Below are 17657 nucleotides of genomic sequence, written 5' to 3'. Positions count from 1 at the left end.
TCAAAGCGAGAGATAACGCCCTTTCAAGGTTTTAATCCTTGCATTATTTTGTTCATCTTATCGGAACATATCAGGGTATAGAACTCATTCGCGTCGGGGCACCTCCCAAATTGTGTTAACCCCGCGACAAAGGCCCTGATGAACCGACCCCCAGTGAAATTTGAATTCTCCAAAGCCCAATACGCCAACGATGCTGTAGCCGGTGCAAAACAGGCCGCCGCAGCGGTCAATCGCAGTTTGTTAAGCGATGACAATGCCGACCGTGAATTCGAGTTCAATGACAAGGACTTTGCCCGGGTACGCGCGCTCATCCTGAAAATTGCGGGAATTTCACTGGCACCCAGCAAACAAAGCATGGTGTACAGCCGATTGGCCCGTCGCTTGCGCGCCTGTAACCACAACCGTTTTTCCACCTATCTGGATGCGCTGGAGTCCAATGCAAGCAACCCGGAATGGGAGCACTTCACCAATTCGCTGACCACCAACCTCACATCCTTTTACCGTGAGGCACATCATTTCGACATTCTGAAAAAACAGTTGCAATCGCTTTCACGCAATGCGCGAATTGAGTTGTGGTGCAGCGCAGCGTCAACCGGTGAAGAGCCCTACACCATGGCGATTACCGCCATGGAAGCCTTCAATAGCATGAATCCGCCCGTGCGTATTCTGGCCACCGACATTGATACCAAGGTGTTGGACCATGCCAAAAAAGGCGTGTACCGCATGGACCAGGTCGACAAAATTCCCGATGAAATCCTGCGCAAGTATTTTTTGAAGGGGAAAGGCGAAAGCGAAGGCTTGATCCGTGTACGCCCCGAGGTGCAAGCATTGTTGACATTCCGAAAGCTGAACCTGATGGACAATGTCTGGTCCCTGCGACCCGGCTTTGATGCCATTTTCTGTCGGAATGTCATGATCTATTTTGAGAAAGATGTGCAGTTGCAAATCCTCAAGCGGTTTGCTCCTCTGATGAATCCAAATGGCTTGTTGTACGCAGGTCACTCTGAGAATTTTGCCATGGCGCGAGACTATTTCACCCTGCGTGGTAAAACCGTATACACCGTCAACACTGACAAGGCCGCGAAAACCGGCACAGGTGGTGAAGGTCAGTCGCGTCAGGTTACTGCATGAGTACCGGGCTTTTGGCTGCACCGGTTGCAGTACCTGCTGCACCAGCGCTGGTGAAGAAAATCATCATGCCCGGCGATTACTTCGTGTCATGGGCTCCTGCGGAAATTGCCACCTTGCTGGGCTCCTGTGTTTCCGCTTGTGTGTGGGACAGTCATCGAAAGATTGGGGGCCTGAATCATTTCATGCTGCCGGATTCACCTTCTGAGGCCCGCAGCCTGGGCGACAAAACCAAGTCCTTGCGTTATGGCCTCTATGCCATGGAATGCTTGATCAACGACTTGTTGACCATGGGCGCCAAGCGAGAGCATCTCACTGCCAAAGTGTTCGGAGGTGCCAACATTACAGGCGCCTTGCACACTCAGCACGTTGGACGCCGCAATGCCGAGTTCGTGATCGATTTTTTGCGGAAAGACAGAATCAAAGTAGTTGCATCCGATTTGGGTGGACCGCACAGCCGTCGCATTCGTTTCAATACCCAAACCAGTGCAGTGCGCGTTGAGCGAGTGGCCAGCGCCAATTCAGCCGCCTTGCAGCAGGAAAAGCGTTACAGCGAGAAGATCAACAAAGACCCCGTCAATGGCGACATTGTGTTTTTCTAAGGGCCAGTGAGATGAACAAAATCAAAGTGTTGGTGGTAGACGACTCGGCCTTGATCCGAAACCTGATGAGCAAGATCATCAATTCACAGCGCGACATGGAGACCGTGGCCACGGCACCCGATCCATTCATCGCCAGAGATCAAATCAAGAAATTCAATCCCGATGTGATTACACTCGACATTGAAATGCCAAAAATGGATGGCATTGAGTTTCTTGAAAAAATCATGCGTTTGCGGCCCACGCCGGTGTTGATGGTGTCTACACTGACCGAACGTGGAACCGATGTAACCTTCCGCGCCCTTGAACTTGGAGCAGTTGATTTCGTGACCAAACCCAAACTGGACATCAGCCAAGGCATGATCGATTATGCCAACGAAATTACCGACAAAATTCGTGCCGCCTATGCTGCGCGTTTTCGTCTGAACCGGCTGCCCCCAAAGTCTGCTGTTCAACCAGCAGCAGCGCAAACTGATCCGGTGACCGGCATGGTTGTTCCTGCCGAGGCGGCCAAGCCCGTGCCCACCAACAATGCACTTGGCAACCGCTTTGCAGCCACTGAGAAGCTGGTATTGATCGGTTCATCTACTGGCGGCACCGAAGCCATTCGAGTCATTCTGGAGCAACTGCCCAAAGACAGCCCTGCGATTTTGATCACTCAACACATGCCTGCCGGTTTTACCAAAAGCTTTGCAGATCGTTTAAACCAGGTGTGCAACATCACTGTGAAAGAAGCCGTGCACGGTGAGCGCGTGTTGCCAGGTCATGCCTACATCGCGCCAGGTGACAAACACCTGTTGTTGGGGCGAAGTGGTGCCAACTACATTTGTCAGCTTTCGGATTCTGAGCCGGTCAACCGTCATCGCCCGTCGGTGGAAGTGCTGTTCAAGTCAGGCCAGGAAGTCTCGCCACGCAATATCGTGGGCATCATGCTTACCGGGATGGGCAAAGACGGTGCACAGGCCATGGCTGACATGAAAAAAGCGGGTTCCTACAATATTTGCCAGGACGAGGCCAGCTCCGTGGTATTCGGCATGCCGCGCGAAGCAATCGCCCTGGGTGCCGCCGATGAGGTGGTGCCACTGAACATGATCGCCAAGCGTCTGCTTGATTACCTCTCGAAAATCGGCGGACGTTCAGCCGTTCGCATCTAACTCACTGAAGCCCGGTCTTGTTGAGCCAGTTTTTCAGGCTCTCCAGGTCCATAGGACGCGAAAACCAATAGCCTTGAAGCCTGTCGCATCCCATCTGGATCAGGCTCTCGCGCTGCTCTGCAGTTTCAATCCCCTCAGCATGCACAATCAGGCCCAATGCATGCGCAAGGTCAATCACGGCTTTTACAATCATGTGGCTGTTTTTGTCCTCGAGCAAATCCATCACAAAGCTTTTGTCGATTTTCAGGACATCCACGGGCAGTTGGCGCAAGTAGTTCAGCGAAGCATAGCCAGTACCAAAATCATCCATGGCAATTTGCGAACCCTGCGCCTTCAGTTTCTTGAGCGCGTCCACGGTGCGGCTCATGTCATCGATTGCTGCCGATTCGGTGACTTCAAACTCAATCCACTTGGGATCAAGCCCTGCATGGCGAATGGTTTGTTGGGCTTTGGCCGGAAACTCCGGGTTCAGCAATTGCCCCGCCGAGCAATTGACCGCGCACCAGAGCATGTGCCCTTGTTGATGCAACTCCAGCACTTTTTTGCTGCTCGATTCAATCACCCAGTCACCCAGTGCATCAATCAAGCCTGAATCTTCGGCAACGCCAATAAACTCGCTTGGCATGATCCGACCCAATTCGGGGTGGGTCCATCTCACCAAGGCCTCAAGACCGCAAATACGGCCCGTTTTAAGATCTTCAATCGGCTGAAAGTCCAACACCAGTTCGTTGCTTTCAATCCCTTTGGCCAAGCCCAGTTCAATCGTTTTTCGGCGTTTGGCGAGGTCATGGATTTCCGCATCCAGAACATTCAACAGTTCCAAGCCGCGCGATTCGATCACATGCGCCACCGACTGCGCATGCGTGACCAGCTCGGCTGCATGTTGACCATGCACGCCGGGGCGCGCCAGCCCCAAACGCATATTGGGCCGCACTGCAATGTTGTCAACAGTAAATACGCGGTTCAGGTTCGCCTCAAACTCACACAGGGTATCCGCCACCGAAGTGTTGTCCGCATTCCAGTCCAGCTTGTTGGTTAACACCACCAGCACATTGTCAGACCATCGACAGAGAATGTCCTGTTTGAAGGTGTCCCGAATCCGTTCCACAATCTTTTCCAGCATGTTGCGCCGGATGCGTGGGTCCACCTCAGGGCGGCGTGCCTGGTTTCTCGACACGTTCACGCTCAACAGGCACAGGTCATTGTCCTCACCAGAATTTGTGCTTAGACCAGAGAGGGTTTTTACCAATCCTTGGCGGTTCAAAAAACCGGTGGCTGCATCAAAGTAGACTGCCCGCCTGTGGGCCTGTTCAAGCAATAGTTTTTCCCGGCGAAGCCGGTGAGTGTGTATTTCCCGGCGGACGGCCGGAATCAGGCGCTCGGGTTTGGATTTTTCCACATAGTCGCGCACTCCTTCATGCATGGCTTGTACACCCAGGGCGTCGCTGGCCAGTCCAGAAAGCAGAATCATGGGTGTTTCAGGTCGCAGGGTCTGAACCATCTCGATGGCTCTGTCGTGCGTCAGTTGAGGCATGGAATAGTCGCAGATCACCAGGTCGGGTTCGAGGTCATCCAGTGTTGTTCTCAGCGTTTCCTCGCTATGGGCATGCCGGACAACGGCGGTGTGCCAGGTTTTTGTCAGCTGCCGCTTGATCAAAAGAAAGTCATCGTCGCTGTCGTCGACAACAATGATTCTTGGCGCTTCCTGTTCTGTCGTCATTGAAGGATTTATGATGGTGTGATTGGCAAAGAAACGACCGCTTTCCTGTATCCTGCACACTTCTGCTGAGGCTGTCTAGTCGGGCAATTCACGAGAAAAGACATGAGCAAAGCTTTCACCAAAGAAAACGATTCAGAATTCGAGGACGACGGTCCCGATGCGAGCCCGGCCTTGCCTCAAGGCTTGAAAAATTACATCACACCCAAAGGTTACCGCCGCTTGCGCGACGAACTTACCCATCTTGTGAAAACCGAGAGGCCCGAAGTGGTGTCTGTGGTGTCTTGGGCGGCGTCCAATGGGGATCGCTCCGAGAATGGAGATTACCTGTACGGCAAAAAACGCCTGCGTGAAATTGATCGCCGAATTCGTTTTCTTACCAAGCGCACTGAAATTGCAGAGGTGGTAGACCCCGCCACGCAGCAGGAACTTGAGAGTATTTTCTTCGGCGCTACAGTCACCTACATCAATTCAAAAGGTGAGGAACTGACTGTAAAAATAGTGGGCGTTGATGAGGTAGACACTGCCAAGGGTCACATCAGCTGGATTTCTCCGGTGGCGCGTGCGTTGTTGAAAGCAAAAGAGGGCGATGTTGTGCAATTGATGACACCTGCAGGGCGTGATGAGCTTGAGATTGTCGAAGTGCGGTATGTGATCGATTGACTGGGTGACTGCGAGCTGAACTTGAATGGTCACCGTTGCGGTTTCTGGCCAACTCGGCGTGGGTTACTTGTTCCGCACAGAAAACCGCTGGATCCCTTTTTGAATGGATTCTTGCTCACCTCGCTCGGCAAAAAGGCGGGCCGAGTCTCGGTGTCGGCTTGTAGCCGAGCGCTGCGAATCCACTCAAACGGGGCGGTTTTCTTGAAGTGCTCCCCAAGCAATCCCACTGCCGAGTTGGCTCAAACCCGCAGAGTGCGCTCATCTGCAAGTTCAGCTCCCAGCCAGTCCCGCACGGCGCTTCGCCACCACCACGTAACTCGCAGCTGTGTTTGGTGCCCAATCGGCGGCGGTGTTTCGATCGCCTCGCCTTCAAGAAAACCTGCCCGTTTGAATTCACCCGCCACGGTCGGCCATGGGCCGGCACCGAGACTCGGCCCGCCTTTTTGCCGAGCGAGGTGAGTCAGGGTGAATATCAAAAAGGGAAATACAGGTTTTCTGGCGAGAGAGCGGAACCCAAGCCGAGTGGGCGATCAAGAACGACAAGAGATCGGAACCCAAGCCGATTAGTGTGTCGCCGTGTCTGCCACGGGCAAACGCACCTTTGCAAAAGCCCGGCCCTTCACACGGGTCACACGCTCCACGTATTCAAGCCTGCGCAAGGCCATCAAAATGCGCGCCAAGTGCACACGGTCAGTCACCTGAATGGTGAAATGCAGCAATTTGCGGTAGGCCGTTTCATCACTCATCGTCAGGTTGGTGATGTTGGCACCTGCGTCTGACAAAGTGGCCGCGATCGTGGCCAGTGCGCCTTTCTCGTTCACCGCCTGCAAATCTACATTTACATCAAATGGGCGGGTAATTTCGGGTGACCATTGAACATCGGTCCAGCGCTCCGGTTCCTTGCGAATCTGTTTGCGGGCTGTTTCGCATTCATCGGTGTGAATGATCAAGCCTGAGCCCTTGCGCACATAGCCAATAATATTGTCACCGGGAATGGGCAGGCAGCAGGGCGCGCGTTGAACCGACATGCCTTCGCCACCGTGAATCATGATGGGTGCACGGGCCTCCCCCTGGTTGCCCGAAGGCGCGTCCACTCTGGCGTCGGCTCTTCCCAAAGCAATGAGTACTCGGCGAGCCACCACCGGTGCCACACGCCGACCCGCGCCAATATCAGCCAGCAACTCGTCACGGGTGCTGACTTGTGAATCCTTCAGCAAGCGGTCCCAAACCTCATTGCTCAGGTTATCCAATTTGATTTGGTCTGCCTCAAGCGCCTGCTCCAACAACCGGCTTCCCAGGCGCACGGTTTCCTCAAGGTTCATCGACTTCAAATAGTGCCGAATCTCGGAGCGCGCTTTGCCTGAACGCACAAAACCCAGCCAGACCGGATTGGGACGGCTGTGAGGCGCGGTAATAATTTCGACCACATCACCACTCTTCAGAATGGTACGCAATGGCTCAATCACCTGGTTCACGCGTGCAGCCACGCAATGGTTGCCCACATCGGTGTGTACTGCGTAGGCAAAGTCGACCACCGTTGCACCCCTCGGCAGGCTCATGATCTTGCCGTTCGGGGTGAATACATATACGGCGTCCGGGAACAGGTCTACCTTGATGTGTTCCAGAAACTCGGCCGAATCGCCGGTCTGGTTTTGAATGTCAAGCAGGCTTTGTAACAGGCGGTGGGTTTGCGTTTGAATGGTATTGAGTGCCTCACCTTCGCCTTTGTACAGCCAATGTGAGGCCACACCTTTTTCCGCCACCTGGTGCATTTCTTCAGTGCGAATTTGAAATTCGACCGGTGTACCGTATGGACCCAGCAAGGTGGTGTGCAGGCTTTGGTAGCCGTTCAGTTTTGGAATGGCGATGTAGTCCTTGAACTTGCCCGGTACCGGCTTGAACAGTTGGTGCAACATGCCCATGGCCATGTAACAACCAGGCATGTCTTTCACCACAACGCGGAAACCGTACACATCCAGCACCTGGGAAAAGCTCAGGCGTTTTTCAATCATTTTGCGGTAAATACCGTACAAGGCCTTTTCCCGGCCATACACCTGGCATTCAATGTTGGCGTCGCTCAGGCATTTCTCCACAGCTTCCAGAATTTTGCCCACCACTTCACGACGGTTGCCCCGTGCTGCCAACACCGCTTTCTTCAGCACCTCATAGCGCATGGGGTAAGCATGCTGGAAGCTGAGTTCTTGCAGTTCGCGGAAAATTTCATTCAAGCCCAGTCGATGGGCGATGGGAGCATAAATTTCGAGGGTTTCTAGAGCAATGCGGCGTTTTTTGGCGGGACTCATGATGTCGAGCGTTCGCATATTGTGCAAACGGTCTGCCAACTTCACCAGAATGACCCGCAAGTCTCGGGCCATGGCCAACAGCATTTTGCGGAAGTTTTCGGCCTGAGCTTCTTCCCGGGAAGAAAACTCCATTTTGTCGAGTTTTGAAAGCCCATCAACCAAATCAGCCACTGATCCGCCGAAGCGCTCAATCAGGTCCTCCTTGGTGGTGCCCGAGTCCTCCATCACATCATGAAGCAGGGCGGCTTGAATGGCTTGGCTGTCCAGGCGCCAACTGGCACAAAGCTCGGCCACCGCAATGGGATGGGTCACGTAGGGTTCACCCGTTGCACGAAACTGCCCCAAGTGCGCAACGTCAGAAAACTTGTAAGCCTCGCGAACGCGCCGGATCTCAGCCTCTGGCAAATATGTCGAGGCTAGTCCAATAAGCTGTGCGATAGAGACCACATCGGGTCGGTTTGGCTCAGGTTGAAGTTCTCTGGCTTGCATTGCCCCCCGCATTTTGTACCACTGTTACAACTAAAACTACGATCTTCTATTGTGCAGTCTTACTTCTGGTCCGGCAAGACGATATTGACTTCCAACATCTCCATATTGCCTTGTTTTTGAAGGTTAAACTTCACGTCTTCTTGGTCAATCTTGACGTATTTGGCGATCACTTGCATCAATTCGTCCCGCATTTGGGGCAAAAAGTCGGGGCCGTCCTGGTCTACACGCTCGCGTGCAATGATCAAAGACAGTCGTTCTTTTGCAACATTGGCCGATTTTTTCTTTTCGCCAAACAGCATGCTCAGTAGTGACATGGTCTTAGCCTCCGAACAGGCGCTTGAGCAGACTTGGCTTTTCATAGTCTACAAAACGCAGTGGTTTGGTTTCGCCCAGGAAACGTGAGATACAGTCTTGGTAGGCCAAGGCGGCATCATTTTCTTCGGCGTGAATCACCGGCATGCCCTGGTTTGAGGCCTGCAATACAGTTTCGCTTTCAGGGATCACACCGAGCAAAGGCACGCGAAGCAGGTCGGCCACGTCGGTGTAGCTCAGCATTTCCCCATCAGCGGCGCGCTTGGCGGAGTATCGTGTAATCAGCAGGTGTTCTTTCACCGGCTCACCGCCCTCCTTGGCGCGTTTGCTCTTGGCTTGCAAAATGCCAATGATGCGGTCTGAATCCCGAACGGAAGACACTTCCGGGTTAGTCACCACAATGGCCTCGTCGGCAAAGGTCAGGGCCATCACGGCGCCACGCTCAATGCCAGCAGGGCTGTCGCACACAATGTATTCAAATCCCATTTCGATCAGGTCTTTGATCACTTTTTCCACACCTTCCTCGGTCAAGGCGTCTTTGTCGCGTGTCTGAGAGGCTGGAAGAATTGACAGCATGGGGCAGTGCTTGTCTTTGATCAAAGTTTGCTGAAGGCTTGCTTCACCGTTAATCACGTTGACCAGGTCATAGACCACCCGGCGCTCGCAACCCATGATCAGGTCAAGGTTTCGCAAACCCACGTCAAAGTCGATTACCACTGTTTTAAAACCACGCAAGGCCAGGCCTGCGGAAAAACTTGCGCTGGTGGTTGTTTTACCAACGCCACCCTTACCGGATGTAACAACAATGACTCGACTCACAAATGGTCTCCTAGCGGATGTTGATGGCTTTGAGTCGCAATGCTGCCGGCTCAGTGCCATGGTCAAGATGAATTAATGTAGGTTTGGAACGGTTCTCCTCGGGAAAACCGCCCTCGAATGTCAAATAGTAACCAGCCACGGCCACCAATTCTGCTTCAAAACAGGTGGAGATAATTCTGGCTTGATTGTCGCCCGCTGCACCGGCCAAGGCGCGGCCGCGCAACACTCCGTAAACGTGCACATTGCCATCGGCGATGACTTCAGCACCAGCCGACACCTGCCCCATGACGATCAGGTCTGCCCCCTGGGCATAAATTTTTTGACCGCTGCGGACGGATTGGTCGATCACCATGGTTCGGCGGGCATTGTCAAAATTGGGCACTGCGGGGTGATTCGCCTGAATGAGCCCGGGTTCAGTGTCGGGTTTTGCCGCTGCGCTTGGGGCATCGGCTTGCACTGGCAGCGGCTCTTGTTCAGGTTCAGCCTGATCGGCCTGGCCGGTCTCGAAACGAATGCCCAATTCCTCTGCCTGGGATTCCAAGGCGGTGCCGTGCCCTCGTGTCTCCACCAGCAGAACGCCTGCGGCTTGAAGCAATTCTGCGTAGGCTTTTAACTCAATGCCATGTTCAACGAGTTCGGCTTCGCTCCAGCCAGAGAAATCGAGAACTGCAGGTTCAGCGGAGTACACACCGGGTGTTGGCCCCAGGCGTTTTTTCAAGGCATCAAGGCTTTCCTGAAGCGGTGCAGGGCGCAGGGCGAATGTTACCGCCTTGATTTTGGCAAATTTGATGTCCAGCGGTGCTGAGGAGGGTTTGTTCAAGGTGATCGAGGTCCGGAAATTCTGAGTTTCAGCCAGCTTGTTTTCGGTCAATTTTACGAACAAAGCCCGAGCCGTATGCCGGACTCGGGCTTTGGTGAATTCGCAATCGCCCGGATTAGATGGGCACGCGTTTCAGCATTTCAGTGCCGATTTCCCCAGCGGCGATTTCTCGCAGCGCGGTTACCGTGGGCTTGTCTTTGTCTGCTTTAACCTTTGGTGTGTGGCCTTGGGCCAGCATGCGGGCGCGGTAAGTGGCGCACAGGGCCATGTCGAAACGGTTAGGGATCTTTTTCAAGCAATCTTCAACGGTGATGCGGGCCATCTGGTGTCCTTACAGTCCAATACTTTTGAGTTGCGCCCCGTGGCGCGCCATTTGCTGGTTGAAACGGCAACGGGATGCGAAGACGATCGATTTCAGCTCCAAAAGAGCCTGTGTGAAATCATCATTAAGGATAACATAATCAAAGCGTCTCGCCTGCTCGATCTCGAGTTGTGCAGCACCCATTCTCTTCAAAATTACCTCTTCACTGTCTGTGCCGCGTCCGCGCAGTCTTTTTTCGAGTTCTTCGATGCTTGGCGGAAGAATGAAGATCGACACGACGTTTTCTACCTTGCGCACCACTTGCTCGGCGCCTTGCCAGTCAATTTCCAGAAGTACGTCGCGGTCAATTGCCATTTGCCCTTCCACCCATGAACGCGATGTGCCGTAGTAGTTGCCGTGCACATGGGCCCATTCCAGAAAGCCGTCTTGGTCTCGGATGGCTTCGAACTCGGGCTGGGAGATGAAATGATAGTCTTTGCCATCAACCTCGCCAGGGCGCGCCTTTCGAGTGGTATTGGAGATGGAAAGACCAATGCCCTGAACCTCGGCCAAAAGCGCTTTCACCAGCGAGGATTTGCCAGCGCCTGAAGGTGCGCTGACAATAAACAGGCTGCCAGAATACTGTGGCGTGTGCTGGGGTTGGGCCAAGGCGGTCATGAAGCGCTCGAACAAGGATCAATAAGCCGTGATTCTATGGGATTTCCTGTGGACTCGCCATGCCGCATGTTTATTCAGAGTGCTTGGAATGCTCTGTCAGAACAAACCACGGTTTTGTAGAGGTTTCATCGCCGAAGCCACTGCCTTTGTTCACTTGATAACTTGAAATGGGCGCGGCGATTAATTCCCGTTCATTGGGCAGTAGGGCATTCGACACGGACACATCTTTGGCCAGCTCAGTTTCAATCACGCAGCTGACCGTACCAAAAAGGCTCGAAACCATGGCGGCGGATGGCTCGTCGCACTTGCGCATGCTCAAGAAATAGTCGGGAACGAAAGGTTTACCCGTTTTTGCCGCGTCCAGCATCGCCAGAAACATCGGAGAGTTGCGATTCAGGTTGTGTTGGGCCTGGGCTGATTGCACAGGCAGGGCATTCAAAAAGCTGATCAATATCAGGCTGCGCTCTCGCAGATCCGAGTGCTGCTGTGGTGCGCCCTTAAACTCCCCACGCAAAAATTCGTTCATGCGTTGCGAGTATCCATCCGTTGCAATGTAATCCCGAAGCACGCACCGTTCTGCTGCGGTAACCGGCAGGGGCTGTGGCCCCTGCTTATTGACATTGGGCATGGTTTGAGGTGCTGACAGCACTTCAATCCTTTCCTGAAGGGACAGCTCGTTTTCGAACTTGTATCGCTCACCCACTTTGACTTTTGGAATTTCCCCCTGGCTGGAATTGCCGATTTCCAGGCGGCCGCTTTTGATCAGGTCCATATCAGCCAGTTTTTCCGGTCCAACCCGATATTGGGCGAGTTCACTGCGTTGTTGCCGCAATGTGGGGTGGCACAACAAGGCTTGTGCCGCTCGCTGCTGCCCTTTGGCGACCAAAAGCAGACCGGCAAGGCGCGGGTCTGTGGCTGCGTGGGGTAACACGTGCTTCAGTAGTTGATTGAGAAAAGAGATAGGCGTGGTCATCGGGCAAGGTCTCGAACAAACGAAAGTTCGATTGGGTGCCCAAGTATTCAGATTGGTTCAGTTCAATTGCAAATGCCGAAGTTTATTCGATGTTCTGGACCTGCTCGCGAAACTGCTCCACCAACACTTTCAAATCAATGCTGGCCTGGGTTTGCGCAATCGCGTGTGCTTTGCTGCCCAAAGTGTTGGCCTCGCGGTTCAATTCCTGGGTTACAAAATCCAGCCGTTTGCCAATCACCCCGCCTTTTTTCAGAATACGGCGAACCTCAGTGAAGTGCGTTTGGAGTCGCTCAACTTCCTCTTTCACATCAATGCGTACGCTGTGCAGGGCCACCTCGTGTTTGATGCGTTCTTCAAGGTCTTCCACGGTCAAGTGGCTTGCTTTGTCCGAAATGATTTTGTCAAAGGCCTCGGTCATGCGTTCCCGAATCTTGCCTTCATAGTGGGCCAAAAATTGGGGCAACATCGGCAGCAGGCTGTTCACAATCGCCTCCATTCCATCGATTTTTTCCAGAAGCACCGCTGCAAGGCCAGCACCCTCACGTTCGCGGCTTTGCTTTAAGGTTTCAATGGCCTGGTCGCACAAGGTTGAAATGGTTTCTTGCAACTCTTCGCCGCTCAGACTGTTGTCTTCGACCACACCGGGCCAGTTCAGCACCTCGGTAATGCGAAAGCCGTTGGCCTTGGGCAAGGCACCTTGAATGCTGGCCTCAAGCGTAGCCAATTGTTTGACTTGTTCCAGATCAACCTTCGGAATCCGTTTTTCACCCTCTGCACGTCCCCAGGAAATCCGGCATTCCACCTTCCCACGGCTCAGCGCATTCATCAGTTTTTCGCGGATCAGTGGTTCCACCATGCGCAGGTCATCGGCCATGCGGAAGTTCAGGTCCAGAAAACGGGAATTCACGCTGCGCAACTCCATGCTCAGGGTGCCAGCACGGGTCGTGCTTTGTGTATTGGCAAAGCCTGTCATGCTGTGTACTGCGGCGGTGTTTTTGCTGTCCTTGCTCATTTGCGGCCTGTGCGTGTGTGTCGGTGGTGCATGGATTGTAAACTCTGGGCTGGTGCTTGTTTTATTCGGGGGTGTTTTTGTCGGGTCGAATCATTGCCCATTTGGACATGGACGCCTTCTACGCCAATGCCGAATTGGTGCGCAACCCGGCTTTGCGGGGTTTGCCCGTGGCTGTTGGGGGGCGCCGAGGCATGCAGCCGCTGCCCGGGCAGCAATTCCCGACCTTGGCACAGTACCAGGGCAGGGGTGTGTTAACCACCGCCAACTACGAAGCCCGTGCACTGGGTTTGCATTCGGCCATGCCCACCATGAAAGCAGCAAAACTGGCGCCTCACGCGGTGTTGTTGCCCGCCGATTTCGACTGGTACAAAACCCTGTCAAGGCAGTTCAAGACCGCCGTGCGGGAATTGGCACCCAACGTTGAAGATCGCGGTATCGATGAAATCTACATTGATTTGACCGGGGAAACCGGGGGGGATTATGAGGCAGCCATTGAACTGGCGCGCCGATTAAAGGCTGCAGTAACCCGGGCCACTGGCGGCATGACCTGTTCAGTGGGTCTGTCCGAGAACAAGTTGACCTCCAAGATCTGCTCCGACTTGCAAAAACCAAACGGTCTAAGCGTGGTGCGCCCCGACCAGTTTCAGGAAATGATCTGGCCGCTTCCGGTGGGCAAAATCAACGGTGTCGGGCCCAAGGCTCAGGAAAAGCTGAAAGCCATGGGTGTCAACAGCATTGCCGAGCTGGCTGCTCAACCCGTCGATTTGCTTCAGATGCGTTTCGGCGAAAGTTATGGGCTTTGGATGCATGAAAGCGCCCATGGTATTGACCGGCGGGAAGTCACTTTGTTTTCGGAACCGAAAAGCATCAGCCGTGAAACCACGTTCGAGAACGACATGCATGTGCGCAGGCAACGCGACAACTTGACGCAGGTACTTGAGCACCTTGCAGACAAGCTTTCTCAAGACTTGGCCCGAAAGCAGCGGCTGGCAAAAACCATTGGCGTGAAAGTGCGTTTCGCGGATTTCAAATCCCTGACCCGCGATGTCACCACTGGATTGACCGTCCGCACAGCGGATGAGGTTTTGCAAGCCGCTCGAGCTTGCCTGAAGAAAATTCCGTTTGAAGACAAAGGAGCCAGATCAACCATCCGCCTGTTGGGAATCAAAGCCAGCCATCTGATTACCCCTGCGGAGGATGCGCTTGAAAAGGCTGCCGAGGAAAGCAGGCGAACCAAAGGGCAAGCCCAGTTGTTTCTCGACCTTGAAGATGCGCCATAATGCGTGCACTACGAAAGAACACGCACCGGAGAATTTGAATGAATGCCACCACAGCCCGCCCTGACGGGCGAAGCACCCACACCTTGCGCAATATCAGCCTGGAGCGCAATTACACCAAGCATGCCGAGGGTTCAGTCATGGTGCGTTTCGGCGACACCCATGTGTTGTGCACCTGCAGTGTTGAAGACAAGGTGCCGGGCTTTTTGAAGGGTCAGAATCAGGGTTGGTTGACTGCCGAATACGGCATGTTGCCCCGTTCTACCCATTCCCGCATGGATCGTGAGGCGGCCAAGGGCAAGCAAAGTGGCCGCACGCAGGAAATTCAGCGTTTGATTGGCCGTGCCTTGCGCGCAGCTGTCGATTTAAACAAGCTGGGTGAACGCACCTTGAAAATTGATTGCGATGTGATCCAGGCCGATGGCGGCACACGCACGGCATCGATCACGGGCGCCATGGTCGCTGTGGCAGATGCAATTGGCAAACTGGTGGCCAGCGGCGCTTTGGCTGAAAACCCGATCAAGCAGTTCGTAGCGGCTGTGTCGGTGGGAGTGGTCAATGGGCAGGTGGTGCTTGACTTGAATTACGACGAAGACTCCACCTGCGAAACCGACTTGAATGTGGTGATGACCGAGAAAGGCGGCTTTGTAGAAGTGCAGGGCACCGCCGAGGGCGATGCCTTTAGCCGGGACGAATTGAATGGCATGCTGGACTCTGCCGCAGCCGGTATTGCTGAGCTGGTTCGCCTGCAGAAAGCGGCTTTACAGGCATAAAAACCAAGTTGGATTACAAAGCGATGGCAGCGAACAGCGAATGGGTATTGGCCAGTGGCAACAAGGGCAAACTGCGGGAATTTCAGGACCTGTTTGCCCCTTGGGGCGTGAATTGGGTTGCACAAGGTGAACTGGGTGTGCCCGATGCCGAGGAGCCCTTTCATACCTTTGTGGAGAACGCCCTGACCAAGGCGCGCCATGCCAGCCGCCTTACAGGCCGCCCCGCGCTGGCCGATGACTCGGGCTTGTGCGTGCCGGCCATTGGGGGGGCGCCGGGCGTGCTGTCGGCCCGCTATGCCACCTTGTTTGGGCAAGACAAGAGCGATGCCAACAACAACGCCTGCCTGATTGACAAGCTCAAGGGTGTTGAAGACCGACGAGCGTACTTCGTGTGTGCCATGGTTTGGGTGACCCATGCCGACGACCCCACACCCACCATTGCTCAAAAAATGTGGTGGGGCGAGGTCATTGATACACCGCAAGGTGAGCACGGTTTTGGTTACGACCCTCACTTCTGGTTGCCAGAGCATCAGTGCACGGCTGCGCAAATGCCCAAGGAATTGAAAAACCGTTTCAGTCACCGTGCCCAGGCCACTCAAGCCTTGTTGCTGGAATTGCAGCAGCGGCTGGGTTTGAAAAAGGCGGTTGCGTAAGTGGAGCAGGGCGAGGACAAATCAGGCAAGCCGGGATTCATGGCTTCGACCACGGCTGGCAACCTGGTGGGCCGTGTCTTCATGCCCAGTGAACTTCGATTTGCCGCCATGCCGCCTTTGGCACTTTACATTCACCTGCCCTGGTGTGTGCGCAAATGCCCTTACTGTGATTTCAACAGCCACTTGGCGCCGGAAAGCAAGCTGCGTGAAGTGGGTGTACCGGTGGTGTCCGAGATACAGCGCGTCGACATTGATCCATCAAGCGCTGTTGAGCAGGGTTTTGCAGAGTCGCTGCCCTTGGACTTGCAACGCCGTTACCTTAATGCCCTGATTGCCGATCTTGACCAACAATTGCCAAAAATCTGGGGCCGAAAGTTGTACTCAATTTTCATTGGCGGCGGCACACCTTCCCTGTTTGCGCCTGAGTTGATTGATGAATTGTTGGGCGCAGTACGTGCACGTTTGGGCATGCCACAAAGTGGCGAAATCACCATGGAGGCCAATCCTGGTACTTTTGAACAAGCGCGATTTGAAGGTTTTCGAGAGGCAGGCATCAACCGCTTGTCGATCGGTGTGCAAAGTTTCTCCGATTCTCACTTGAAGGCCTTGGGACGGGTGCACAACAGTGGGCAGGCCCTGGCCGCAGTGCGCAGTGCAGTGGCCTTGTTCGATGAAGTGAACATTGATCTGATGTATGCCTTGCCCCATCAAAACGTGGAGCAGGCACTGGCCGATGTGGCGCAGGCTGTGGCGCTGAACAGCACGCACTTAAGCCTGTACCAGTTGACCCTGGAGCCCAACACGCTGTTTGCCGTAAAACCGCCGCCTCTGCCCGATGACGACACCTTGATCGACATTGAAGAGGCTGTTCACAAGGCTGCGAAGGAGGCAGGCTTTGAGCAATACGAAATTTCGGCCTTTGCAAAACCCGGACACCGCTGTCAGCACAACCTGAATTATTGGGGGTTTGGCGACTACTTGGGGCTGGGTGCCGGGGCGCACGCAAAAATAAGTTACCCCAACCGCATTGAGCGGGAAACCCGCCACCGCAACCCCATGGCCTACATGGAGGAAATGGAGGGCGCGGCGCAACCACTGGAGGTGCGCACCCTGGCTGTGAGGGAGTTGCCATTCGAGTTCATGCTCAATGCCTTGCGCTTGATCGACGGGGTACCCGAAAGCTGGTTCGTGGAGCGTTGTGGCAGGCCACTGAGCGATTTGCAAAAGCCTTTGAAACAGGCATTGAGTAAAGGTTTGATCGAAACCCAACCTGGCCTGTTCAAACCCACTGAATTGGGCTTTCGTTTTCTGAATGACCTTCAGGAAATGTTCTTGGCCGGTTAAGCGCCTTTAGTCCGGTTCAGTTCAAGTGGCGCGTTTCGGGCCGTTCGATGATGCTGGGTACACTCTTGAAATGCAAACCCCAATCAGCCTGCCCACAGGTTTTGATCAACAAGTCAGCAAAGCCGTGTTGCAGCTGTTCGGCCATTCGCATCTCGAACCCTTTGCCACTGCCTGCAACCAATTTCAACACCAGATCGGTGTTGTGCGCCTCTCCACTGGGGCGCAGCTCAATCTGGGTGATCAGCAGTGGGTCCGCACCCAGTGGCGTGGTGGTGTTTTTGTCTTGAAACGGGCTTTTGAAATCTGCAGAGTAAAGGGATACCTCCCGACTCATTTCGAGCAAGGCCTTCCGGCCCGCCTCGTTTAGCGGTCTGTCGCTGGCTAGAAGCTTCTGCATCATTTCATCCAGACTGGGTATCAACATGCGCACCATGCGGCGCGTCAGCCATACCCGTACCTCCTGATTTTCAGCCGAATTGATTCGCATCAGAATGCGATCATGCTCGGGCGCGTAAGCAACTTGGAGTTGTTTGATTTGCATGGCGGCGTACTTGGAAAAATAGTGCATGTCATTTGTGTTGGCGTTATCTTGAAATCACCACGCTCGCCCACACATACGGTTCAAGGGTATTGTGACTCAAA

General features: G+C 54.1%; 18 protein-coding genes. 8 read left to right on the top strand and 10 right to left on the bottom strand.

Going from position 1 to position 17657, the window contains the following annotated elements:
• Window positions 1-138 precede the first annotated feature (138 nt).
• From A0129_RS03060 to A0129_RS03050, 3 genes are read left to right on the top strand one after another with little or no spacing between them, the layout of a single operon-like run.
• On the top strand, window positions 139-1131 hold the full coding sequence (locus A0129_RS03060; RefSeq protein WP_291712308.1) for a CheR family methyltransferase: 993 nt from the start codon (window positions 139-141) through the stop codon (window positions 1129-1131).
• Window positions 1128-1730 carry a chemoreceptor glutamine deamidase CheD gene (locus A0129_RS03055; RefSeq protein WP_291712307.1) on the top strand — a complete coding sequence of 201 codons (603 nt, stop codon included), beginning with the start codon at window positions 1128-1130 and terminating at the stop codon, window positions 1728-1730. The genes A0129_RS03060 and A0129_RS03055 overlap by 4 nt, the downstream gene beginning before the upstream one ends.
• An 11-nt stretch (window positions 1731-1741) precedes the next feature.
• The gene (locus tag A0129_RS03050; RefSeq protein ID WP_291712305.1) at window positions 1742-2881 is read left to right on the top strand and encodes a chemotaxis response regulator protein-glutamate methylesterase; all 1140 of its coding nucleotides are present in this window, start codon (window positions 1742-1744) and stop codon (window positions 2879-2881) included.
• 1 nt (window position 2882) lies between these two features.
• Here the strand turns inward: A0129_RS03050 and A0129_RS03045 are convergent, their stop codons facing one another.
• Window positions 2883-4601: an EAL domain-containing protein gene (locus A0129_RS03045; protein ID WP_291712303.1), complete on the bottom strand. Its 1719-nt coding sequence runs from the start codon at window positions 4599-4601 to the stop codon at window positions 2883-2885.
• A 102-nt stretch (window positions 4602-4703) separates the two neighbouring features.
• Between A0129_RS03045 and greB the strand changes: the two genes are divergently transcribed.
• Window positions 4704-5261 carry a transcription elongation factor GreB gene (greB, locus tag A0129_RS03040; protein ID WP_291712301.1) on the top strand — a complete coding sequence of 186 codons (558 nt, stop codon included), beginning with the start codon at window positions 4704-4706 and terminating at the stop codon, window positions 5259-5261.
• A 563-nt stretch (window positions 5262-5824) separates the two neighbouring features.
• On the opposite strand, the gene A0129_RS03035 is transcribed toward greB, so the two are convergent.
• The 8 genes from A0129_RS03035 to A0129_RS03000 all read right to left on the bottom strand — a co-directional run bounded on the left by A0129_RS03035 (window position 5825) and on the right by A0129_RS03000 (window position 12968).
• Window positions 5825-8053, bottom strand: coding sequence for a bifunctional (p)ppGpp synthetase/guanosine-3',5'-bis(diphosphate) 3'-pyrophosphohydrolase (locus tag A0129_RS03035; protein ID WP_291712299.1), 2229 nt, complete (start codon window positions 8051-8053; stop codon window positions 5825-5827).
• A gap of 59 nt (window positions 8054-8112) precedes the next feature.
• On the bottom strand, window positions 8113-8367 hold the full coding sequence (gene minE / locus A0129_RS03030) for a cell division topological specificity factor MinE (RefSeq protein WP_159571646.1): 255 nt from the start codon (window positions 8365-8367) through the stop codon (window positions 8113-8115).
• 4 nt (window positions 8368-8371) lie between these two features.
• Entirely contained in the window at window positions 8372-9184 is an 813-nt protein-coding gene (gene minD, locus A0129_RS03025) for a septum site-determining protein MinD (RefSeq protein WP_008251789.1), read from the bottom strand.
• A 10-nt stretch (window positions 9185-9194) separates the two neighbouring features.
• A complete protein-coding gene (gene minC / locus A0129_RS03020) occupies window positions 9195-10004 on the bottom strand; it encodes a septum site-determining protein MinC (protein WP_291712297.1) in 810 nt (269 codons plus the stop codon).
• A 115-nt stretch (window positions 10005-10119) separates the two neighbouring features.
• The gene (gene rpoZ, locus A0129_RS03015; RefSeq protein WP_291712296.1) at window positions 10120-10326 is read right to left on the bottom strand and encodes a DNA-directed RNA polymerase subunit omega; all 207 of its coding nucleotides are present in this window, start codon (window positions 10324-10326) and stop codon (window positions 10120-10122) included.
• A 9-nt stretch (window positions 10327-10335) separates the two neighbouring features.
• Window positions 10336-10983, bottom strand: coding sequence for a guanylate kinase (gmk, locus tag A0129_RS03010; protein ID WP_291712295.1), 648 nt, complete (start codon window positions 10981-10983; stop codon window positions 10336-10338).
• Window positions 10984-11053: 70 nt separating this feature from the next.
• Entirely contained in the window at window positions 11054-11956 is a 903-nt protein-coding gene (locus tag A0129_RS03005) for a hypothetical protein (RefSeq protein ID WP_291712293.1), read from the bottom strand.
• Window positions 11957-12038: 82 nt separating this feature from the next.
• Window positions 12039-12968, bottom strand: coding sequence for a YicC/YloC family endoribonuclease (locus A0129_RS03000; RefSeq protein ID WP_291712292.1), 930 nt, complete (start codon window positions 12966-12968; stop codon window positions 12039-12041).
• Window positions 12969-13039: 71 nt separating this feature from the next.
• Here A0129_RS03000 and dinB point away from each other — a divergent pair, with 71 nt between their 5' ends.
• From dinB to hemW, 4 genes are read left to right on the top strand one after another with little or no spacing between them, the layout of a single operon-like run.
• Complete coding sequence (gene dinB, locus A0129_RS02995) at window positions 13040-14248, top strand: DNA polymerase IV (protein WP_291712365.1); 1209 nt, start codon at window positions 13040-13042, stop codon at window positions 14246-14248.
• Between the two features lie 38 nt (window positions 14249-14286).
• Window positions 14287-15018, top strand: coding sequence for a ribonuclease PH (gene rph, locus A0129_RS02990; protein WP_291712290.1), 732 nt, complete (start codon window positions 14287-14289; stop codon window positions 15016-15018).
• Between the two features lie 23 nt (window positions 15019-15041).
• Entirely contained in the window at window positions 15042-15671 is a 630-nt protein-coding gene (gene rdgB, locus A0129_RS02985) for an RdgB/HAM1 family non-canonical purine NTP pyrophosphatase (protein ID WP_291712288.1), read from the top strand.
• A gap of 39 nt (window positions 15672-15710) precedes the next feature.
• A complete protein-coding gene (gene hemW, locus A0129_RS02980; protein WP_291712286.1) occupies window positions 15711-17015 on the top strand; it encodes a radical SAM family heme chaperone HemW in 1305 nt (434 codons plus the stop codon).
• 16 nt (window positions 17016-17031) lie between these two features.
• Here the strand turns inward: hemW and A0129_RS02975 are convergent, their stop codons facing one another.
• On the bottom strand, window positions 17032-17583 hold the full coding sequence (locus A0129_RS02975; RefSeq protein ID WP_275271819.1) for a hypothetical protein: 552 nt from the start codon (window positions 17581-17583) through the stop codon (window positions 17032-17034).
• Window positions 17584-17657: the final 74 nt, after the last annotated feature.

Source organism: Limnobacter sp. CACIAM 66H1 (assembly GCF_001601825.1).
In the GTDB taxonomy this organism is placed as follows: domain Bacteria; phylum Pseudomonadota; class Gammaproteobacteria; order Burkholderiales; family Burkholderiaceae_B; genus Limnobacter.
The sequence above is the reverse complement of the archived record's forward strand: the minus strand, read 5'-3'. Positions and strand labels throughout refer to the sequence as shown.